Here is an 18869-nt window from a genome sequence, read left to right as displayed (position 1 = left end):
TATTTTATAGTGTTCACCGATTTTCTAAACCTGTGATGTCTCATTTTTATAAGTTTTAAGAATATCTTTTTCAAAACGTTTATAGAATTCTGGATCGAAATTCGCTTCAATTAGATGTTCAATTACATAATTAACATCTCGTTTTTCATTAAGCCACTTATCAAATGTTTCATGGCGCAGGCGTATGCCTAAAGTGTTTATTCCTAAAAACTGCTTCGTTTTGGTATCATAACAAATTGTAATGCATTTTGTATTGTCTTCATGTTTCCAATGAAAATGTGTTTCATGATCTTTGGGCTTAGGGAACACCCAACCATAAGTTTGGTATTCGATATCAAAAAATTTTGCAGAGTTAAACCAATGGCCGGGGGTATATGGTATGCGATTTCCGCAAATGGTTTGCGCCACTGTTTCACCCATCATCCTTCCGGTGTACCAAACAGATTCAATAGTCTTGCGTTGGTTTATGCCTTCATGTTGTTCGGCACAATCGCCAATAGCATAAACATCAGGAATATTGGTTTCTAAATAGCGATTAACTTTTACGCCCTTAGCGGTTTCAATTTCCGTGTTTTTTAAAAGGTCGATGTTAGGTGAAACACCAGCTGTAAGCCCCACAACATTACAAGGGATTTCTTCTCCTGTTTCTGCAATGCGTATCCCTTTAACATGGCCGTTTTCATCAGAAATAATATCTTTTAAATTTGTTCCAAGGCGCAAATCGATATGATGGCTTTTTATATGCTTGTTAATTAGTGCGCTTTCGCCTTCTGGCAAGACGTTGTTCCAGAAGCTGTTTTCCCTAACTAAAAACGTAACAGGAATTTTTCTAGAACTTAACATTTCGGCCATTTCAATACCAATTAGACCACCACCAACAATAACCGCTCTTTTGCATACAGTGTTATTTGGCGCATGCTGTTCTAGGTTTTCTAAATCTTGCTTATGGTACATGCCCATAACCCCTTTTAAATCTTGTCCGGGCCATCCAAACTTGTTTGGTTTGCTACCTGTTGCAATAATAAGTTTGTCGTAGCTTAAGGTTGCACCCTTAGAAAAACAAAGGGTTTTGTTTTTAGTATCAACCGTTTCAACATAGGCTTTTTTTAGATGGATGTTGTTTTTCTCCCAGAACCAATTCTCGTACGGTTGCGTATGCTCAAAGGTCATGTGGCCCATATAAACATACATAAGTGCTGTACGGGAAAAAAAATAATCGGTTTCTTCAGAAATAATAGTTATTTTTTTGTCGGAAAGTTTACGGATATGACGTGCTGCCGTAACACCAGCAATACCATTTCCTATAATAACAATATGATCCATATTTTTAGAGTATGTTGTATTAGGTCGAAGTTAAAGGTAATACCTTATGGTGGGGATGTAATTTAGAATCGATTTAAATTAAGTGTAGCGTATGAGTTGATTTTCATAGAAACCATATAAAGTACAAAACATATTTTATATATGGTAATTGATCTGTTAGTTTTGTAAAAAAAGCAGATTATGAGAACTATAGCAATAGGTGATATTCATGGAGGGTTAAAGGCTTTGGTGCAAGTGCTTAACGCAATAGAGGTGAGAGAAGACGATACGCTTATTTTTGTAGGCGATTATGTTGATGGGTGGAGCGAATCGGCACAGGTTATCCAGTTTTTAATCGAATTATCACAAAAGACAAACTGTATTTTTATAAAAGGTAACCATGATGCTTGGTGTGAGCGATGGTTGAGAACCGATACGGTAGATTCTACTTGGTATCTGCACGGTGGAGAGGAGACGATGGCGAGTTATAAAGATGTTTCTTTAGCAGATAAAAAAGCGCATCTAGAGTTTTTAGAAAACATGCCATTTTATTATTTAGACGATGCAAACCGATTATTCCTGCATGCTGGTTTTACTTCTATGCACGGTGTTGAAAAAGAGGCTTTTGAGACGACCCTTTATTTTGATCGAACGCTTTGGGAGGTAGCTTTGACTTTGGATAAACGTATTAAAAGAGCGTCTGCATTTTATCCTAAAAGATTAAAACATTACGAAGAAATTTATATTGGGCATACTCCCACAACTAATTTTGATTCTGATGTGCCGATGAATGCCGCAAATGTATGGAATATAGATACGGGTGCTGCTTTTAAAGGGAAGCTGTCTGGAATTGATATACACACAAAAGAAGTGTTTCAAAGCGATCATTTGCCCAATTTATACCCAAATGAAAAAGGAAGGAATAAAAATTGATTTTAGTCACAGATGTTCTTTTTATAATAGCGGTAAAGTTCTTCCCCAGAGGCGCCAAGCCATTTTTTAATGTAGATAGCCCAAAAGAAAAATTGTAGCTTCCAAACCCCATGCTTTCTATATAAACGAGCTGAGGTAGCGAGTTTTTTATTGATCACTATAAATTGTTTTCTAGCATACAGTTGGTTTATTAGGATATTGTCTTCATAAATAACATAATGTTCATTAAACCCGCCTATATCCTCAAAAAGGGTTTTGGTTATAAATTGGCTTTGATCGCCGCCTCGACAGATACGCCAATTGAATTTTGTAAACCAACTTGCCAAGCGTAACCACCAATGTTTGCTATCAAACTGCATCCTGAAACAGCCTGCTTCTTGTCCGTTTTTCACTTCATTAATAATATATGTATCGAAATGTTTAGGAGGGAAGGAGTCGGCATGTAAAAAATAAAGGATGCTTCCTGTAGCAGCTTTTGCACCTAAATTCATCTGTTTAGCACGTCCTTTTTCTGAATTTAAAAGTGTGACATTGTTGAATTTAGATATGATACTTTGGGTTTTGTCTGTACTTCCACCATCCACACAAATTAGTTCTATAGGGGCTTTATTTGATGTATGTTCTATCAGATAATCGAGTAAGTTGTAAATGATGGCTGCTTCATTTAAAGTGGGAATAATTATAGATAATTTGTGAGACATAATGTAGATAAGACATTTCTATAGGCATGGTAAGCGGTAATACATCAATCTAATTTGGATACGATCCATTCGTCAACAAGATCTTCTAGAACGTTTAAAGGAACGAGTCCGTTAGACAATACAACCTCGTGAAACTCTCGGATATCGAATTTATCTTTCAGTCGGGTTTTGGCATCGGTTCTAAGATTTAGTATTTTGTTCATGCCTATTTTATATGCTGTAGCTTGACTAGGCATTACAATGTGGCGCTCCACCATTTTTACAGCATCAAGTTTTGCATTGGGTGTGTTTTCTATATAAAAAGAAATGGCTTGTGTTCGTGTCCACTTCTTATCGTGAATACCCGTGTCTACCACCAATCTGCAAGCACGCCAAAGCTCCATGGCTAATCGTCCAAAGTTAGAATACGGGTCGCTGTACATGCCAATTTCTTTTGGTAAAAGTTCTGTGTATAAGCCCCAACCTTCGGAGTAAGCAGTATAGTATGCGAACTTTCTAAACATGGGCAGATTGTCCATTTCTTGAGCAATAGACAGTTGCATATGGTGCCCAGGTATACCTTCGTGATAGGCTAAGGCCTCCATTTGGTACGTAGGCATGGATTTCATGTCGTATAAATTAGCATAAAATATTCCTGGTCTACTGCCATCGGGGGTGCCTCTTTGGTAAAATGCTTTTCCAGCACTTTTCTCTCTAAAGGCCTCTACGGCTTTTACTTCAATATCTGCTCGCGGTTTTGTAATGAACAATTCATCTAACCTAGATTTCATGGTTTCAATTAGCGAAGCAGCTTCTGCTAGATATGCCTTTTTGCCTTCAGGAGTGTTGGGGTAATAAAATTGCTCGCTATCTTTCATAAAGGTAAAAAAGGCTTGTAAGTCTCCTTTAAAGCCTACGGTATTCATGATGTTGCGCATATCGTTATGTATACGTTGCACTTCGCTCAAGCCAAGTTCATGAATTTCATCGGATGTCATGTTTGTTGTAGTGGTACGTTGTAAAGCAGCATTGTAAAATGCTTTGCCGCCTGGTAGCTTCCATGCACCAATTTCTGTAGTTGCTTTTTCTTTTTGAGTTTTTAATAGAGCTATTAGTGATGTATAGGCGGGTTTTACATGCTTTAATAAAGCATCGTTTGCCTCTTGCGTTAGGCTGGTCTTTTGATGGCTGTTAATTGCTAATGCGTTGATTTTGTTTTTAAAATCTTCAATAAGAAGATTATCATTAGTGGTCTTGTTAAATGGTGATCCAGAGAGAATGTTTTCACAATCGTTGATTACCAAATCAAAAACAAATTTCGGTGGCATAATCCCTTTTTCAGCTCTAAGCTTAAGCTCGTCTTCTACTTGTGAAAATAATATAGTAGTCTTTTGTAATCTAGAAATACAGGCCTCGGCATCGCTAATATTTGAAATTTTATGCATATTTATTAAAAATGCAGGAATGCTAGAGTGCCAGCCAAACATCTGGTTTAAGGGGTAATTGTGTAAGCGGTATTTAAAATCTGAAATATCATTTTGAAGGTTTTCTTTAGCTAACTTATAGCTTAGTAACGTCGTTTTGTCAAGTAAATCAACGTTTATGGAATCCTCTAAGAATGCCAATCGCTCTTTATTAATCTTTAGTTTTTTATCACGGTTTTTCTCCGAAATATCATCCCATTTACCATAATCTTCTGTTTTAATACCGAGTCTGGTCTGTTGCATAGGGGATTCTGCGACATCTTCATCATAGGTTTTTTGAAAAAAAGCATTTAATTTGTTCGATTCTGTAATGCGATTTGGAATCATATCTTTAGAAATGTTGCTCTTGCAAGCGCCAAGTAGAAAAAGAGAAGAAATTAAAAATAGGATAATTTTTTTCATAAATGGATTGGTGTCGTGTTAGTCATTTAAATCCCAATTATAATCTTTAAAGCGTTTTTTTGCATGCTGGGAAATTGTAATGTCTGAATATTTATTTAAAAAATCAATTAGAGAGCCATTTTGTTTGAAATCTTTGGAAAACCATTGAAAGATTTTTGAAAGCTCTAAGCTGTTTTCTGAAATGCTGTTTCTAGCTTCATCATTTAGAAATTCTTTTGTAACATGTGTTAATTGGGCGTTTAATTTCGAGGCTGTAAAAGCGTAATTTTGCAATTTCGGACAAGAAAAAGAGGCACAAACAATGGCGAAATGGATGCGAGGTTCGTTCATGTTTCTTAAAATTTCATGTTCAATATGGCCAAGGCTATACGATGTGTTGCCCAATGTCCATAAATCTTGGTCCCATGGTTTGTCAATATCCTTAATGCTTTTTATAGGGTAATGGCGTATAATTAAATCAATGGTCAGCGCGTTGTAAGCATTTATCCAATAGGCTAATTTCTCTTCTTTTGTCCAAGAATTATTTGGAGTGTTTCCAGCCAAAGCTGCTATGTAATTCAGTAATTTTTGTTTATCGGCCATAAAGCCTTTGTAGTTCACGTGCCCATCGTTAGATACGTGCTTTTTGAGTAGTTCATTCCAGATATCATGATTAAATACCGTTTGCGTTTCCTTTTTAAAGTTTATGTTTTTTTGATTTACAGCACATAGTAGTGTTGTAAATAATAGGATGCAAATAGCGGTAATATGTTTCATATGAAAATTAAGATTTTAAGTGTTCTCTTTTTGTTGATTTTTTTTGGGTTTTATTGATGCGGGATACAATTCCTGACTTAAAAAATCTTTAGGGAACGTGTCATCACCAGAAAAGCCCAGTTCAATGTCCTTTCCATTATGGGGGATGTGGTTTGTTCTAAAAATATAGTCCCAGAGGCTTAAGGTTATTCCGTAGTTAATGCCATATCTAACATGTTTTGGCAATGCTTTTGCATGATGCCATATATGCATTTTCGGATTATTGAAAATGTATTTTAATACACCGTAATCCCAACCCAAATTGGCATGGTTTAAATGCCCTATAATGATAGCGAAAAAGTGAACCAAGGCCACGTCTTTAGCATTATAGTTTCCAATAATAGCAATAGGGATATACAGTAAAGAATTGTATACTACGGGTTCCATCCAGTGAAAACGCAAATGGGCGGCAAACCCCATCTCTTTAACCGAGTGGTGCACTTTATGGAAGTTCCATAGAAAAGGAACGCGGTGTAATAGTCTATGGGTGTTCCATTGTACGAAATCTGAAATTAGAAAGAAAACAAGTAATCCAAGGCCCGTAGGTAATTCATTTACATCAAAAAGCTGAAAGTCTTTTAGTGAAAGGCCAACAACACCCATAATATCATTTAGAAACTGGGCTACCGTATTTGATAATGCAATTAAAATAAGAAGATTTAATATGAAGAAGTTGAAAAACATATAAAAAGTATCCAACCAAAAATCCTTTCTAAAAATAGATTGGTCTTTTCGCCATGGAAAAATAATCTCTAAAAGCCAGACTGCTAATGATATGATAATTAGGCCATAGAAATAATTATCCCAATGATTTGGAAAGAAAATTTCATTCTTAAGGTAATTCCAATACCCTGAATAGGATTTTTTTATGATATTTAAATAGGGGTCCATATCTAAAAATGAGATATCAAATAAAATTAAAACAGTAAACTGCTAATTTTAAGATTTATAACCTTATTGTGTTGTTTGTAAGGTCTGCTTTTTTATTTTAGGAGAACAATAAGTTATACTTATAATAGTTTTATCAATTCTTTAAAAAGAGTAATCATTTGGGGCTCTGCTTTTTCTGCCATTTTAATAATTTCAGTAATATCAACAGGTTTTAGGTTGTTGGGGTCGCATTCGTCTGTTAAAACAGAAACAGCGGCAACTTTTAATTTCAAATGATTGGCTACAATAATTTCAGGAACAGTACTCATGCCCACAGCATCGGCACCCATAATGCTTAGCATTCTGTATTCTGCCTTAGTTTCCAATTGTGGTCCTACTACACTGGCATAAACGCCACTATGCAATGTGATGTTGTGCTCTGCAGCAATAGTTTTAAACTTAGAATTGATGTCGGCATTATAAGGAGCGCTCATGTCTGTGAAACGTTCGCCTAATAGTTCAACACCTTTAAAGGCTAAAGGAGAGCTGCCTTGCAAATTGATATGGTCTTCAATAAGCATTAATTCGCCTTTTTTGAAATTTAAATTAACCGCGCCAGCTGCATTGGAAACCAATAAGGTTTTTATGCCTAGTTTTTCCATTATACGAACGGGATACGTAACGTCTTGCAAGGTGTAACCTTCGTATATGTGAAAGCGACCTTGCATAACCATTACTTTTTTGCCTTCCAAATTACCATAAAAGAGTTTGCCTTTATGAAACTCGACGGTTGCCGTTGGGAAATTGGGAATGTGGTTATAGCTTACTTCTTTTAAAATTTCGATAGAATCGAGGAGTTGCCCCAAGCCTGTGCCGAGTATAATGCCTATTTCAGGGCTATCAAATCCTTTGTTCTGTAAATAACTTACGGTTTCTTCTATGTCTTTAATCATTTAATTGCTTTATTTTTTGTTGTAATAGTATGTTGGATTTGTAAAATGTCGAGACTTCTAGATCTTCAAAAGTATCGATATCATTTAGCGTTACTAAAGTAGTAAATTTTATATGGTTCTGGTTGAGTTCCAATAGGGTTTCTTGCAATAGGTTGGGGGTGCTCCAAGGTTTGTTTTCAAAAATAAAAGTATGCATATCCCGTAATCCTACTAAATAATAACCGCCATCCTCAGCGGGTCCAAAAACGGCCTTATGGTCTTCTAACTTCTCAAAAGCCTCTTGAATATGATCTTTAGAAATATCGGGTAAATCAGAGCCTATAAGAACAATACGTTCGTAGCCTGCTTCAAAACCTTTTTTAAAGGCATTTTTCATGCGTTCGCCTAAATCGTTGCCTTGTTGCACAGATTTTGTATATCCAATCCACTTTGAATCCACGATGGTGTTAGAAAAACAAACCCATTTATCCTTGTTTATATGTTGAGTAGCCTGTTCGGTAACCTCTACAAGGGCGCTGTACACTTCGAAAGCGGCCTCGTTACCAATGGTTTTTGCTAAACGTGTTTTTACTTTGCCTAGTGTGATGTTTTTAACGAAAATGATAAGAAGTTCTTTAGTCATATACTTTTATACCTTTTTTTAACCATTTGCTCCAAACTTTGGAGAATGTGTGAATACTATCCGTTTCTTTTTCCTGAATATTATAAACCGATAGGTTGTTGTTTTTCCATTCAAAAATACCGCCATACAGATTTTTAATATGCGTGTAACCTGCTTTTTTAAGATGGATAGCAATGGTTTCTGAGCGAATTCCTAAAGAACAATAGGTTACGATAGGGGTAGCCTTGTTTTGTATGTTATAGAGGACACTATCAATTTTAAAATGACTGTACCCCACATGAATGGCGTTTTTTAAATGACTCACCTTATATTCGTCTAATTCGCGAGTGTCTAAAATAATTGCATTGGTTTTGGGCATAGCCAACTCCTGTACAGTCATGTATGGGATGCTTTTGGTATTGTGCTTCTTTAATAAACTTTCTAGCGTTTCTTGTGCTTGAAGGGAAACGGATGCATATGCAAATACAAAAACCAATAAATATCTCATGTGCTATATTAATATGTCAAATCCCTGTAAACCCCTTTCTGTAGCTGGTAAAATTTCAGTATTGTCCCAAATACCTGTCATGATAGTTTTAGCATATGCGCTAGGGAGTAACGTGTTTGCCATTAAAGTATGGGTTAATTTATAATTATAGTTTAATGTGTGATGACGATAAGTTAATATGCCATCTTTATCATCTAAAATAGCGTACCAAACACTTGTGTTGCCATCGTTTGCTGGCATGCCAATAACACCCGGATTAAGCCATAGGTGGTTGTTTTTGGCATGCTGAAAAGGCAATCCGCTATGTCCAGCAATAATAATCTCACTTTTAGTCGTTTCGAAATTAGATAGCTTACGTGTCCAGGGGGTGGATTTGAAAATAAATTCTGATACATTAAAATAAGAACCATGAACAATGCAGACTTGCTTATTGGCGTATTTAAATTGAATGTGGTCGGGTAGTTTTGAAATAAATGCTATGGAGTTTTTTGAAAGTTTGCTTTGTGCATAAGGATACCAGAGCTGTGAAAAACCATCACAGCGTGACCCTTTTTTAAAGTCGCATCCACAGTCTTCAGCGCCTTCTCGCAATTGGATCTCTACATTGCCCAGAATACTTTTCGCATTCCAGTATTGGAAAGCCTGAATACTCTCCTCTGGCTGTGCGCAATACCCCACGATATCTCCTGTGCAAATACAGTTTTGCGCCGGGATGCCTTCTGCTTGGGCAACAGCAATTAAAGCTTCAAGCGCTTGAAGGTTGCTGTATACACCTCCAAAGAGAAGTGTTTTTCCAGATAGTTTTCCTAAATCTTCTATTTTTTTATCCATTTCGGAATCATATATAATATTATACAGCTAAGGATGCCCCAAACGTTAATCCAGAGTAAAAGGGCGTATTTCCCTTCTGTTAGAATTAGTGCCTTTGGAAACGTTTCGAAAACTAAAAAAAATCCGAACAGCAATCCGCAAATCACACTCAAATAAAAACTAATTTTTGGAGCGTCCATGTTCCAGAACATAAAAATAGGGGTTAAGCCAATAATCATTGTTCCAGAAATAGTAGTTGCAGATAAAATTTCAGCATCTAAAAATACGGGGATTGTTCCTAATACAGCAATAATAACCATAGAAAGCCGTCCAAACGTGAGGCTTTTTTTAAAACTCAAATCTATTGCCAATAGTTTTGAAAACGATGAAAATGTAGAATCTAGGGTTGAAGCTGCAGAAGTAATCATTATAAAGTTGATCACCAGTAAGATAACAATACCAAAAGCTTTTCCAACTTCTACAGCGGCCTGGCCTTCCATGCCTTGTGTTTTGGCATACACACCAATAATACTAAATAATATAATACATAAGGCGCCTAAAACACTTGCCCATAAAAAACTTTTGCGGGTTACTTTTGGAGAACTTATAAACGCCCTGTCGGTTAAAACTGGATCATGAAACGGATAGCTGAACGACTGGATTAGAGCTGCAAAAAATAAATTAAGACCCAAATCAAAACGCCAGGTCCCTGACCTTATAATGTCTTGGGTGTTAAAGTCTTCCACAGAAAGAACATGAGATAAGATAACCATTAATAACACAGCGAATAAGCCCATTTGTATAATGTCTGTGAATATAGAGCTGCTTAATCCTCCTTTTATTGTATATGCTAAAGTTAAAAGGGTGAAAACAATAATCGATAAATAGAAGGGCCGTGTTCCCGAACTGCCAAAATAATTACCGATAACCAAGGTGTTGCTCCACACCTCGTTAAATAGCCGGATTGAAATTAAAACAGAAAAAAGAGACATAGCACCTCTGCCAAACTTAGAAACCAGAAAGTGGTGGATGCTCTCAAAACCGCCAATGGTGCGCATGTTGTAAATAATTAAACCTGCAACGGCAAATGATAGATAATAGCCAGCATAAGCCACGCCTCCTACAATACCAAATTCGAGGCCTAAATTAGCGGCATTGGTAATGCTTTTGGCAAAAATCCACGAGATAATTAAACTGCCTGTAAGGATAAATGTACGGGGCGTTTTTTGTTTTCTAACCGCTCTGAAAAATTGATCTGTAGTTTTAGCTAAGGGCGATAGGTAAAATAGCATTAAACTGGACACAATAATTAATGCCCATTGGTAATCAATGGCGCTCATTTAATAGTATTTGTTATGTAAGATGCCTTTTTGTTGGAGAGACTCTGTCATCCTTTTGTGTCAAATGGTGTTAAATGACAAGTGTTTTTAGGTTATATTTCCTTGACAACTGCTTCCTGCTCCTGCTGTACATCCATAGCAATGTTGAGAGATAGAAATGTTCCTGCCTTCCAGTAAATTTTCATTGTATTCTGAAATATGTTTTACCTTACTGTTTACGGGCAGTTCCAGCATTTGGTTGAAATCGCAGTCGTATAAATAGCCGTTCCAGCTTATAGACAAGGTGTTGGTGCACATAACGTGGGGAACAGCGGTTGGATTGTAGGCCTCTACCAGTGCATGCATGTAATCTTCGTAGTTTTCTGAAGCAATTAGATAATCTAGAAATCGGCTAATAGGTAAATTGGTAATGGCGAATAAGTTATGGAACAGGATGTCGAAATCTTGTTTTAATGCTTTTTTAAAATCCTTTTCCATAGAAGCTTGGTCGCTTGGCATAAATGCTCCCGAAGGATTGTAAACCAAGTCTAGCTTTAAGTTGCTTTCGGGCATTCCGTAACCAATGGCATTAAGGTCTTGTAGCGCTTTAATAGATTTGTCGAAAACGCCATCCCCACGCTGCTTGTCGGTTTTTCCTCGAGTCCAGTGTGGCATCGAACTTATAACATGCACTTGGTGTTTCTTAAAGAACTCTGGTAAATCATAATATTTTTTATTTGCGCGAATAATGGTCAGATTAGACCTTACGATAAAGTTTTTAATGCCAACTTTGGATGCTTCTTCTACAAACCATCTGAAGTCGGGATTCATTTCTGGCGCCCCGCCCGTTAAGTCTAGAGTATGTGCTTCTGTGTTTTTTATAACCTCCAAGCATTGCTGCATGGTTTCTCTGGTCATAATCTCTTTTCGGTCTGGTCCAGCATCTACATGGCAATGTTCGCAAACTTGATTGCACATATAGCCTAGATTAATTTGTAATATTTCTAATTTTTTGGCTGTAAGTGGAAACTGACCTGTTTCAGAAATTTTATCCTTAAAAGTTGGTAAGTCGCCATTTTTAAAAATACCGTTCGATAGGATATCGACTTGTCTAGTGCTATTGGCCAGATCGCTTTTGCGTTTATGCAGAGAGTTTTTTATCATATTATGATGTATGGTTTATGGTCCATAAATTACGATTCGCAGATAAAAAAGGTCAAACGTAATTTAAAAATTATAAATCGTTTAAAGGTCTAACTTGTTTACTTTATTCATCATTTGTACACCATGTACTAAAGTGGCACCGCTTTTAATGGCGGCTCCTACATGTAGGGCTTCCATCATTTCTTCTTTGGTGATACCACGTTGCAGTCCGTCTTTTGTATAAGCATCAATGCAATAAGGACATTGTTCGGTGTGTGCTACGGCTAATGCGATTAAAGATTTTTCTCGGGCTGTAAGCGCGCCTTCTTCGAAAACCTTTCCGTAATATTCAAAAAATTTAGCACCTAATTCTGGGCTCCATTCACTTATTTTTCCAAACTTTTTAAGGTCTGCTGGGTCGTAGTATGTTTTTTGCATAAAAATGTTTTTTCTAAAGATAGAAATCTTTAAAGCTTAAGTCGAAAAATTAATTATTACTTAACAAAAGTTATAGGTTTCTTTAATGGTTAAAAAAAAGAGTCAAAAAAATCTAAAAATGAATTTAGATTTTTTTGACTCTTTACTGTTTTGTTTAAAAAGTATTAAAAATGGATGCTTTTCCTATGCATCTTACCAGAATAAGGCGTAGAGCGCAGCAGTAACGATACAGATGGCAAATGCTCCGATATTAAATAAGGGAGACGTCTTGAATAGGTCTTTAGTGAATGTGATGCCTTTTTCATCATCAGCGCCTTTATTTTGCAAGTAACTTAAAATTATAATCACCAATAGCGTCAAAACGGCTGTTAATCCCATTTGGTGCATCCATGGCTCTAATCCAGGAATAGGAATAAATTTTAAGGCCAATGCTATGGGGATGGATAAAAGTGCTCCCCAAATGGCCGCGTTGTTTGTTGTTTTTTTCCAGAACAGTCCTAAAATGAATACGGCTAATATGCCTGGGCTCACAATACCGGTCCATTCTTGTATAAATTGGAAGGCTTGGTCTATGCCTCCTAAAAGTGGTGCCATAATAACACCAGTAATTAGCGCTACCGCAGCAGAAATACGCCCCACGTTTACAGTCGCTTTATCGCTTGCGTTTTTGTTGATATATTGCTTGTAAATATCCATAGTAAAGATAGTAGATGTTGAATTTAGCATGGATGCTAAAGACGAAACAATAGCTGCTGCTAAAGCGGCAAAAGCCACGCCTTTGAGGCCAGTGGGGAGAAATTGCAACAGCCATGGGTAAGCTTTATCGGCTTCTCCTGCTGTAGGTAAATTCATCTGTCCAGCTTCACCTAAGCTATCTAATATGCTTTGATCGTTAATAATAACGTAAGCTGCAATTCCAGGTACGACAACTATAAGAGGAATAATAATTTTTAATCCAGCTGCCAATAAAATCCCTTTCTGTGATTCTTTTAAAGACTTGGCTGCTAAAGTTCTTTGGATGATGTATTGATTGAAGCCCCAATAGTAAAGATTAGCAACCCATAGTCCCCCAACAAGAACCCAAACTCCTGGTAAGTTCAAATAGTTGGCGTTATCGGTGCCATCATTGTTAAACTCATCCAAAATCATATGGAATTTTTCTGGTGCAGCATCCATTACTTTTGAGAACCCGGCCCATATGCCTGCGCCACCAGAAACCATGTTTAAAGCTAAATATGTGGTTGCTAATCCTCCTAAGACTAAAAAGACCACCTGAATAACGTCGGTCCAAGCGACTGCAGACAATCCGCCATATAGAGAATATGCCGCGGCAAATAGTGCCAGGCCGATAATGGCATACATCATATCAACCCCCATAATAGTTTCTATGGCAAGGCCGCCTAAGTATAAAACTGATGCTAGGTTTACAAACACGTAAAGAGCAATCCAAAAGACCGCCAATATGGTTTTAAGGTTGGTCGAGAATCGTTTTTCCACAAATTCGGGAATGGTATAAAGTCCTTTTTCTATAAAGATAGGGAGAAAGTATTTACCAACTATAATTAAGGTGATGGCAGCCATCCATTCGTAAGAAGCAATGGCAAGACCTAGAGCAAATCCCGATCCAGACATGCCGATAAATTGTTCAGCAGAAATGTTAGCAGCAATTAACGACGTGCCTATGGCCCACCACGGTAAAGATTTGCTGGCTAAGAAATAATCTTCTGCATTTTTTTCATGGCCTTTCTTGTCTCGCGACACCCATAGTCCTACTCCTAAAATTAAAGTGGCATAAGCGATAAATACCGCATAATCCCAAAAATCAAATCCAACTGTCATAGTGATGGTTTTAGTTTAGTTAGTTGTTTTCTAATTAAGAAACCAAATATAGAAATTTAATTTTAAAAATGATCCTTTAAACGTATAAAATCAAACTAGTAGGGTCTAGTATGGTTTTGTATAAAAAAATACTATATATTTGTCATAAGACTATGATTGACATCAAAAAGAAAATAGGGGTTCCAAAATATAAACAAATCATCAATTCTATTGAGGAGGCTATACTTTCTGGAACGTTACGAAAAGGGGATAGGTTGCCTTCAATCAATAATGTTAAAAAAAGCCATAAGCTTTCCAGAGATACTGTTTTGATGGCTTTTAATGAGTTGAAAAATAGAGGTATCGTGCATTCTGTTGTGGGTAAAGGGTATTATGTTTCTAGTGAAAATGTAACTGTTTCTCAAAAAATATTTTTGCTTTTCGATGAGCTGAATTCTTTTAAAGAGGATCTTTATAATGCGTTTTTAGAAAATTTAGGGCCTCATGTTCAGGTTGATATCTTTTTTCATCATTTTAATGAAGGTGTTTTTAGTAAATTGATTCATGATCATGCTGGAGACTATAATTTTTATGTGATCATGCCTGCCAATTTAAAAAACACCAAGTCGTATATACACATACTACCCAAAGAAAAAGTGTATATTTTAGACCAAATGCATGAGGAATTATCGGTGTACTCTGCTATTTATCAAAATTTTGAAAAAGATATTTATATAAATCTCAATAAGGCATTGGTGTATATAAAAAATTATAAAAAGTTAATCTTGATTTTTTGCCAAAAGAAACAACCAGAAGGGATGCGCTCGGGTTTTGTTATGTTTTGTGAAGAACACCAGTTGGCTTATGATGTGGTTGGGGATTTAAAAAAGAAACCACTCGAAAAAGGAGAGTTGTATATTGTTCCTGAAGATAAGATGCTTTTGAAAATTATTAAAGAAATGAAACATAAATCGTTGAAACTTAAAGATGATATAGGAGTGATTTCATATAACGACACCTTACTAAAGGAAATTGTTGAAGGTGGCATTACAACCATTTCTACAGATTTTAATGCTATGGGAAAACGATTAGCAGAGATGATACTGAATAAAGAACAACTCAAAATAGAAAATACGAATAACCTTATTGTAAGGAACTCCTTATAGTATTAAAAACGAAACGCTGTGTACAAAATCCATCACCATCAAGAATTACACTTATTAGAGCTAAAACATTCTAAAAATAAGGTTTATGCCAAAATCCATTTAGACCAAGGGGCGAGTTTGCAAGAACTAACATTAAATGGACATGCTGTAATAAAAAATCTGTCTCCCTTGTCTTATGCTACAACCTATGCTTCTTCCATTCTATTTCCTTTTGCAAATAGAATTAAGGATGGTGCTTATGCTTTTAATGGGCGGGCTTATGCTTTTGAAATCAATCAAAAAGAAGAGCATAATGCCTTGCACGGTTTGGTGTACAATAAAAGGTTCGAGATTGTAGAGCAAAAAAAATCAGAATCTGGCGCGTCGGTTATCCTACAATATATTGAAGAAAAGGAATCTATGGGGTTTCCTTATAAATATATTATCCAATTGGAATATACCATCACTGAAAAGGACTTAAGCTTAAAAGTTTCTGTTACCAATACAGATACCAAAGCTTTTCCATTTACATTGGGGTGGCATCCTTATTTTTCGTCAAGTGATTTGTATAACAGTACGGTTGACTTTAATTCCCATCAAAAAGTGATTTTAGGCGATAGAAATATTACCACAGGTATCGAGCCAATCAGTCCGGTCGATATGTTCGAGGTGAAAGACCAGCAATTGGATGACTGTTACATTTTGGATGCAGATACGATAGTGTTTAAGACGCCTGATTATGATTTGCAAATTAAAGCGACTTCTAAAGATAATTTTTTACAAATGTACACGCCGCCTAAAGAAAATACTATTGCCATTGAACCTACCACAGGGGTTTCCGATAGTTTTAATAATCAAATAGGCCTTCAGGTGTTAAAACCGGATGAGCGTTATAGTTTAACCTGGGCACTAAAAATAATAAATCAATAACATTCATTTTTTTGAATTAAATCCTAATTGAAGATGGACAACACAATGGTTGCAAGAATTAAAGCGAAGTTTAAGAGTAAATTCCAGACAGAACCTTTACTGGTTTTTTCTCCGGGAAGGATAAATATTATTGGTGAACATACCGATTATAACGAAGGGTTTGTGTTTCCTGCCGCCATCGATAGAGGGATCGTGGCTGCTATACAAAAAAGTGATGCTGCAGTTTCTACTGCTTTTGCTGCAGATAAGGATAGCGGTATTGAGTTCTCGCTAGATAATGTTAAGCCTTTGGCAAGTGGCCACTGGGGAAATTATATTCTGGGCGTGGTTTCTGAAATACAAAAAAAAGGTATTGAAATAGGAAATTTTGATATTGTTTTTGGTGGTGATATTCCTGGTGGTGCTGGCTTATCTTCTTCTGCTGCTTTAGAAAATAGTGTAGCTGTGGGATTGAACGAAACCTTTGGTTTAAAGCTGTCTAAAAAGGATATGATTTATATCTCTCAAAAAGCAGAACATAATTTTGCAGGCGTCCACTGTGGGATTATGGATCAATATGCCAGTATGTTTGGAGTTAAAGATCATGCTTTGCTTTTAGATTGTAGAACTATTCAGGCGACACCTTTTAAGATTGATTTTAAAGACCATGAACTGGTGTTGGTCAATACCAATGTGAAACACAGTTTGTCTGATAGTGCTTATAATAATAGGCGCTCGGTATGCGAGTCCGTTTCAAAAATGCTACATATTCCTGCGCTAAGAGATGCTTCAGAAAAGGATTTGTTGAGTATAAAAGATAAAATATCTGAAGAAGATTATCAAAAGGTACTATACGTGGTTCAAGAAAATCAAAGAACGATTGATGCCGGAAATGCAATGAAAACCGATAATATGGAGGCCCTTGGTAAATTATTGTATGCGTCACATTACGGACTTTCAAATCAATACAAGGTAAGTTGCGACGAGTTGGATTTTCTTGTAGAAGAAGCAAAAGCAAGTGGCCAAGTTATCGGTGCTAGAATGATGGGCGGTGGTTTTGGGGGCTGTACTATTAATTTGGTTTTAAAAAGTGGCTCCAAACAGTTTCAAGAATCTGTAGCCAAAGCATATCAAAATAAATTTAATAAAGCCTGTTCAATTTATGCCGTGTCTTTATCCAACGGAGCAGGATTGGTATAGTTGGAGAGGTATTGGAATTATAGAAATAGGTTGATAGATGATCTCGAACGCAGGGTTGCTAAGCTTAAAAGCAAAGACAGAATAAAGTGTTTTTTATTTGAAAAGCATATAAGTTTTTATCTCTCTTAATCAAGATGGATTTAAGATATTTTCATTCCTAAGGCATAGAACATAAAAAAATAATATAATGAATACAGATTTACAGGATTACTCACATAAACGATTAAATATATTAACAGGGGAATGGGTTTTGGTGTCGCCGCATCGTGCTAAAAGGCCATGGCAAGGTCAAAATGAAGCCGTGTCAAATGAGAAAAGACCAACCTATGACGAAACCTGTTATTTGTGTGCTGGAAACACAAGGATTAACGGAGAAGTAAACCCTAATTACGAAGATGTTTTTGTGTTTACCAACGATTTTGCAGCCTTGCAAAGTGATTCTAAAACCTTTTTAGTGGAAGATGGTTTAATGAAGGCGCAAAGCGAAACGGGAATTTGTAAAGTGATTTGCTTTAGTCCAGATCATTCCAAGAGTTTGGCGCATATGAATCCTAATGAAATTCAGAAAGTGGTTTTCGCTTGGCAAAAAGAATTTAAACTTTTGGCAGAAAATCCAGATATTAATTATGTTCAAATTTTTGAAAATAAGGGTGCTGTTATGGGCTGTAGCAATCCGCATCCGCATGGCCAAATATGGAGCCAGTCGACACTTCCAAATGAGGTTGATAAGAAAAACACCCAACAGGCTAAGTATTATAAGGCTAATAAGAGTAGTCTTTTAGGAGATTATCTAGCTCAGGAACTAGAAAAGAACGAGCGTATTATTTTTCAGAATAATGATTTTGTGGTGTTGGTGCCGTTTTGGGCCATTTGGCCTTTTGAAGCCATGATTGTGCCTAAAGCAGTGCAAGCTAATATCTTAGCAATGAGTGACGAGCAAGCTTTAAATTTTGCCGAAGCGATTTCGGTATTAACGAAAGCTTACGATAAATTGTTTAATACATCCTTTCCATATTCTAGCGGTATCCATCAAGCGCCAACAGATGGCGAGGCTAACGGGCATTGGCATTGGCACATGAGTTTTTACCCACCTTTATTGCGAAGTGCTACTGTAAAGAAGTTTATGGTCGGTTACGAAATGTTCGGGTCACCACAACGAGATATCACAGCAGAAACAGCTGTAAAGATGTTGCGAGAACTGCTTTAGGTTCGTTTTGCTTTGTCCTTTAGATTCTGGGGGGAGCGCCTCAGAGTCTTGAGGGGTTTTTGTTTGTGGAGCGGTCTCTAGTAATTTAAGTGAAGAAAATATCAGTTTTTTGTGTGGTTTTTGAGTTCTAAAATTAAAGCCTTTAGAGCTCAATTTAGAGGTGTGAGAAAATAGAATTCTTCCTGTATAGATTAACTAGAATTTTTGCCTAAAACGACTTGATCCTTGACCCCTTTGACGGGTCAACACAAAAAGTTGTGGAGTAACTAAAAATTAAAGAACTTTGAATCAAAAATATTTATGCTCCCAGATTCATTACTATCCATAGCCAATTTATTGCTTCCCGAAGTTC

The 18869-nt window shown here is 36.4% G+C and carries 18 protein-coding genes; 5 read left to right on the top strand and 13 right to left on the bottom strand.

All coding sequences use genetic code 11. From position 1 onward, the window contains the following. Positions 1-24 precede the first annotated feature (24 nt). Positions 25-1323 (bottom strand): NAD(P)/FAD-dependent oxidoreductase, encoded by a 1299-nt coding sequence (locus ACFFU9_RS11895; RefSeq protein ID WP_379861670.1) that lies wholly within the window; start codon positions 1321-1323, stop codon positions 25-27. A 180-nt stretch (positions 1324-1503) separates the two neighbouring features. Between ACFFU9_RS11895 and ACFFU9_RS11890 the strand changes: the two genes are divergently transcribed. Then, the gene (locus ACFFU9_RS11890; protein WP_379861669.1) at positions 1504-2235 is read left to right on the top strand and encodes a metallophosphoesterase family protein; all 732 of its coding nucleotides are present in this window, start codon (positions 1504-1506) and stop codon (positions 2233-2235) included. Between the two features lie 2 nt (positions 2236-2237). Here ACFFU9_RS11890 and ACFFU9_RS11885 read toward each other — a convergent pair whose 3' ends face one another. From ACFFU9_RS11885 to ACFFU9_RS11830, 12 genes are all read right to left on the bottom strand, one after another. Then, a complete protein-coding gene (locus ACFFU9_RS11885; RefSeq protein WP_379861668.1) occupies positions 2238-2936 on the bottom strand; it encodes a TIGR04283 family arsenosugar biosynthesis glycosyltransferase in 699 nt (232 codons plus the stop codon). Between the two features lie 44 nt (positions 2937-2980). Beyond that, positions 2981-4801 carry a DUF885 domain-containing protein gene (locus ACFFU9_RS11880; RefSeq protein WP_379861667.1) on the bottom strand — a complete coding sequence of 607 codons (1821 nt, stop codon included), beginning with the start codon at positions 4799-4801 and terminating at the stop codon, positions 2981-2983. An 18-nt stretch (positions 4802-4819) separates the two neighbouring features. Continuing rightward, the gene (locus ACFFU9_RS11875) at positions 4820-5557 is read right to left on the bottom strand and encodes a DUF547 domain-containing protein (protein ID WP_379861666.1); all 738 of its coding nucleotides are present in this window, start codon (positions 5555-5557) and stop codon (positions 4820-4822) included. Positions 5558-5572: 15 nt separating this feature from the next. Continuing rightward, on the bottom strand, positions 5573-6487 hold the full coding sequence (locus ACFFU9_RS11870) for a sterol desaturase family protein (protein WP_379861665.1): 915 nt from the start codon (positions 6485-6487) through the stop codon (positions 5573-5575). Between the two features lie 119 nt (positions 6488-6606). Next, positions 6607-7419 carry a purine-nucleoside phosphorylase gene (locus tag ACFFU9_RS11865; RefSeq protein WP_379861664.1) on the bottom strand — a complete coding sequence of 271 codons (813 nt, stop codon included), beginning with the start codon at positions 7417-7419 and terminating at the stop codon, positions 6607-6609. After that, the gene (locus ACFFU9_RS11860) at positions 7412-8041 is read right to left on the bottom strand and encodes a TIGR04282 family arsenosugar biosynthesis glycosyltransferase (protein WP_379861663.1); all 630 of its coding nucleotides are present in this window, start codon (positions 8039-8041) and stop codon (positions 7412-7414) included. Before ACFFU9_RS11860 ends, ACFFU9_RS11865 begins: the two co-directional genes overlap by 8 nt. After that, positions 8034-8528: a rhodanese-like domain-containing protein gene (locus ACFFU9_RS11855; RefSeq protein WP_379861662.1), complete on the bottom strand. Its 495-nt coding sequence runs from the start codon at positions 8526-8528 to the stop codon at positions 8034-8036. The genes ACFFU9_RS11860 and ACFFU9_RS11855 overlap by 8 nt, the downstream gene beginning before the upstream one ends. Positions 8529-8531: 3 nt before the next feature. Continuing rightward, complete coding sequence (locus tag ACFFU9_RS11850) at positions 8532-9359, bottom strand: metallophosphoesterase family protein (protein ID WP_379861661.1); 828 nt, start codon at positions 9357-9359, stop codon at positions 8532-8534. Next, on the bottom strand, positions 9344-10678 hold the full coding sequence (locus ACFFU9_RS11845) for a sodium:solute symporter (protein ID WP_379861660.1): 1335 nt from the start codon (positions 10676-10678) through the stop codon (positions 9344-9346). The genes ACFFU9_RS11850 and ACFFU9_RS11845 overlap by 16 nt, the downstream gene beginning before the upstream one ends. An 87-nt stretch (positions 10679-10765) precedes the next feature. Beyond that, entirely contained in the window at positions 10766-11821 is a 1056-nt protein-coding gene (arsS, locus tag ACFFU9_RS11840; RefSeq protein WP_379861659.1) for an arsenosugar biosynthesis radical SAM (seleno)protein ArsS, read from the bottom strand. Between the two features lie 81 nt (positions 11822-11902). Beyond that, a complete protein-coding gene (locus tag ACFFU9_RS11835) occupies positions 11903-12238 on the bottom strand; it encodes an arsenosugar biosynthesis-associated peroxidase-like protein (protein WP_379861658.1) in 336 nt (111 codons plus the stop codon). 192 nt (positions 12239-12430) lie between these two features. Then, positions 12431-14077 carry a sodium/sugar symporter gene (locus tag ACFFU9_RS11830; RefSeq protein WP_379861657.1) on the bottom strand — a complete coding sequence of 549 codons (1647 nt, stop codon included), beginning with the start codon at positions 14075-14077 and terminating at the stop codon, positions 12431-12433. Between the two features lie 152 nt (positions 14078-14229). On the opposite strand from ACFFU9_RS11830, the gene ACFFU9_RS11825 reads away from it, so the two are divergent. From ACFFU9_RS11825 to ACFFU9_RS11810, 4 genes are all read left to right on the top strand, one after another. Continuing rightward, a complete protein-coding gene (locus tag ACFFU9_RS11825) occupies positions 14230-15222 on the top strand; it encodes a GntR family transcriptional regulator (RefSeq protein ID WP_379861656.1) in 993 nt (330 codons plus the stop codon). Between the two features lie 18 nt (positions 15223-15240). After that, on the top strand, positions 15241-16131 hold the full coding sequence (locus tag ACFFU9_RS11820) for an aldose 1-epimerase (protein WP_379861655.1): 891 nt from the start codon (positions 15241-15243) through the stop codon (positions 16129-16131). Positions 16132-16164: 33 nt separating this feature from the next. Further along, positions 16165-17310, top strand: coding sequence for a galactokinase (gene galK, locus ACFFU9_RS11815; RefSeq protein ID WP_379861654.1), 1146 nt, complete (start codon positions 16165-16167; stop codon positions 17308-17310). Positions 17311-17497: 187 nt separating this feature from the next. Further along, a complete protein-coding gene (locus ACFFU9_RS11810) occupies positions 17498-18517 on the top strand; it encodes a UDP-glucose--hexose-1-phosphate uridylyltransferase (protein WP_379861652.1) in 1020 nt (339 codons plus the stop codon). Positions 18518-18869: the final 352 nt, after the last annotated feature.

This window comes from Mariniflexile ostreae (assembly GCF_042427585.1).
In the GTDB taxonomy this organism is placed as follows: Bacteria; Bacteroidota; Bacteroidia; order Flavobacteriales; family Flavobacteriaceae; genus Pseudalgibacter; species Pseudalgibacter ostreae.
Note: the sequence above shows the minus strand (reverse complement) of the source record. Positions and strands in the feature narration are given on the sequence as shown.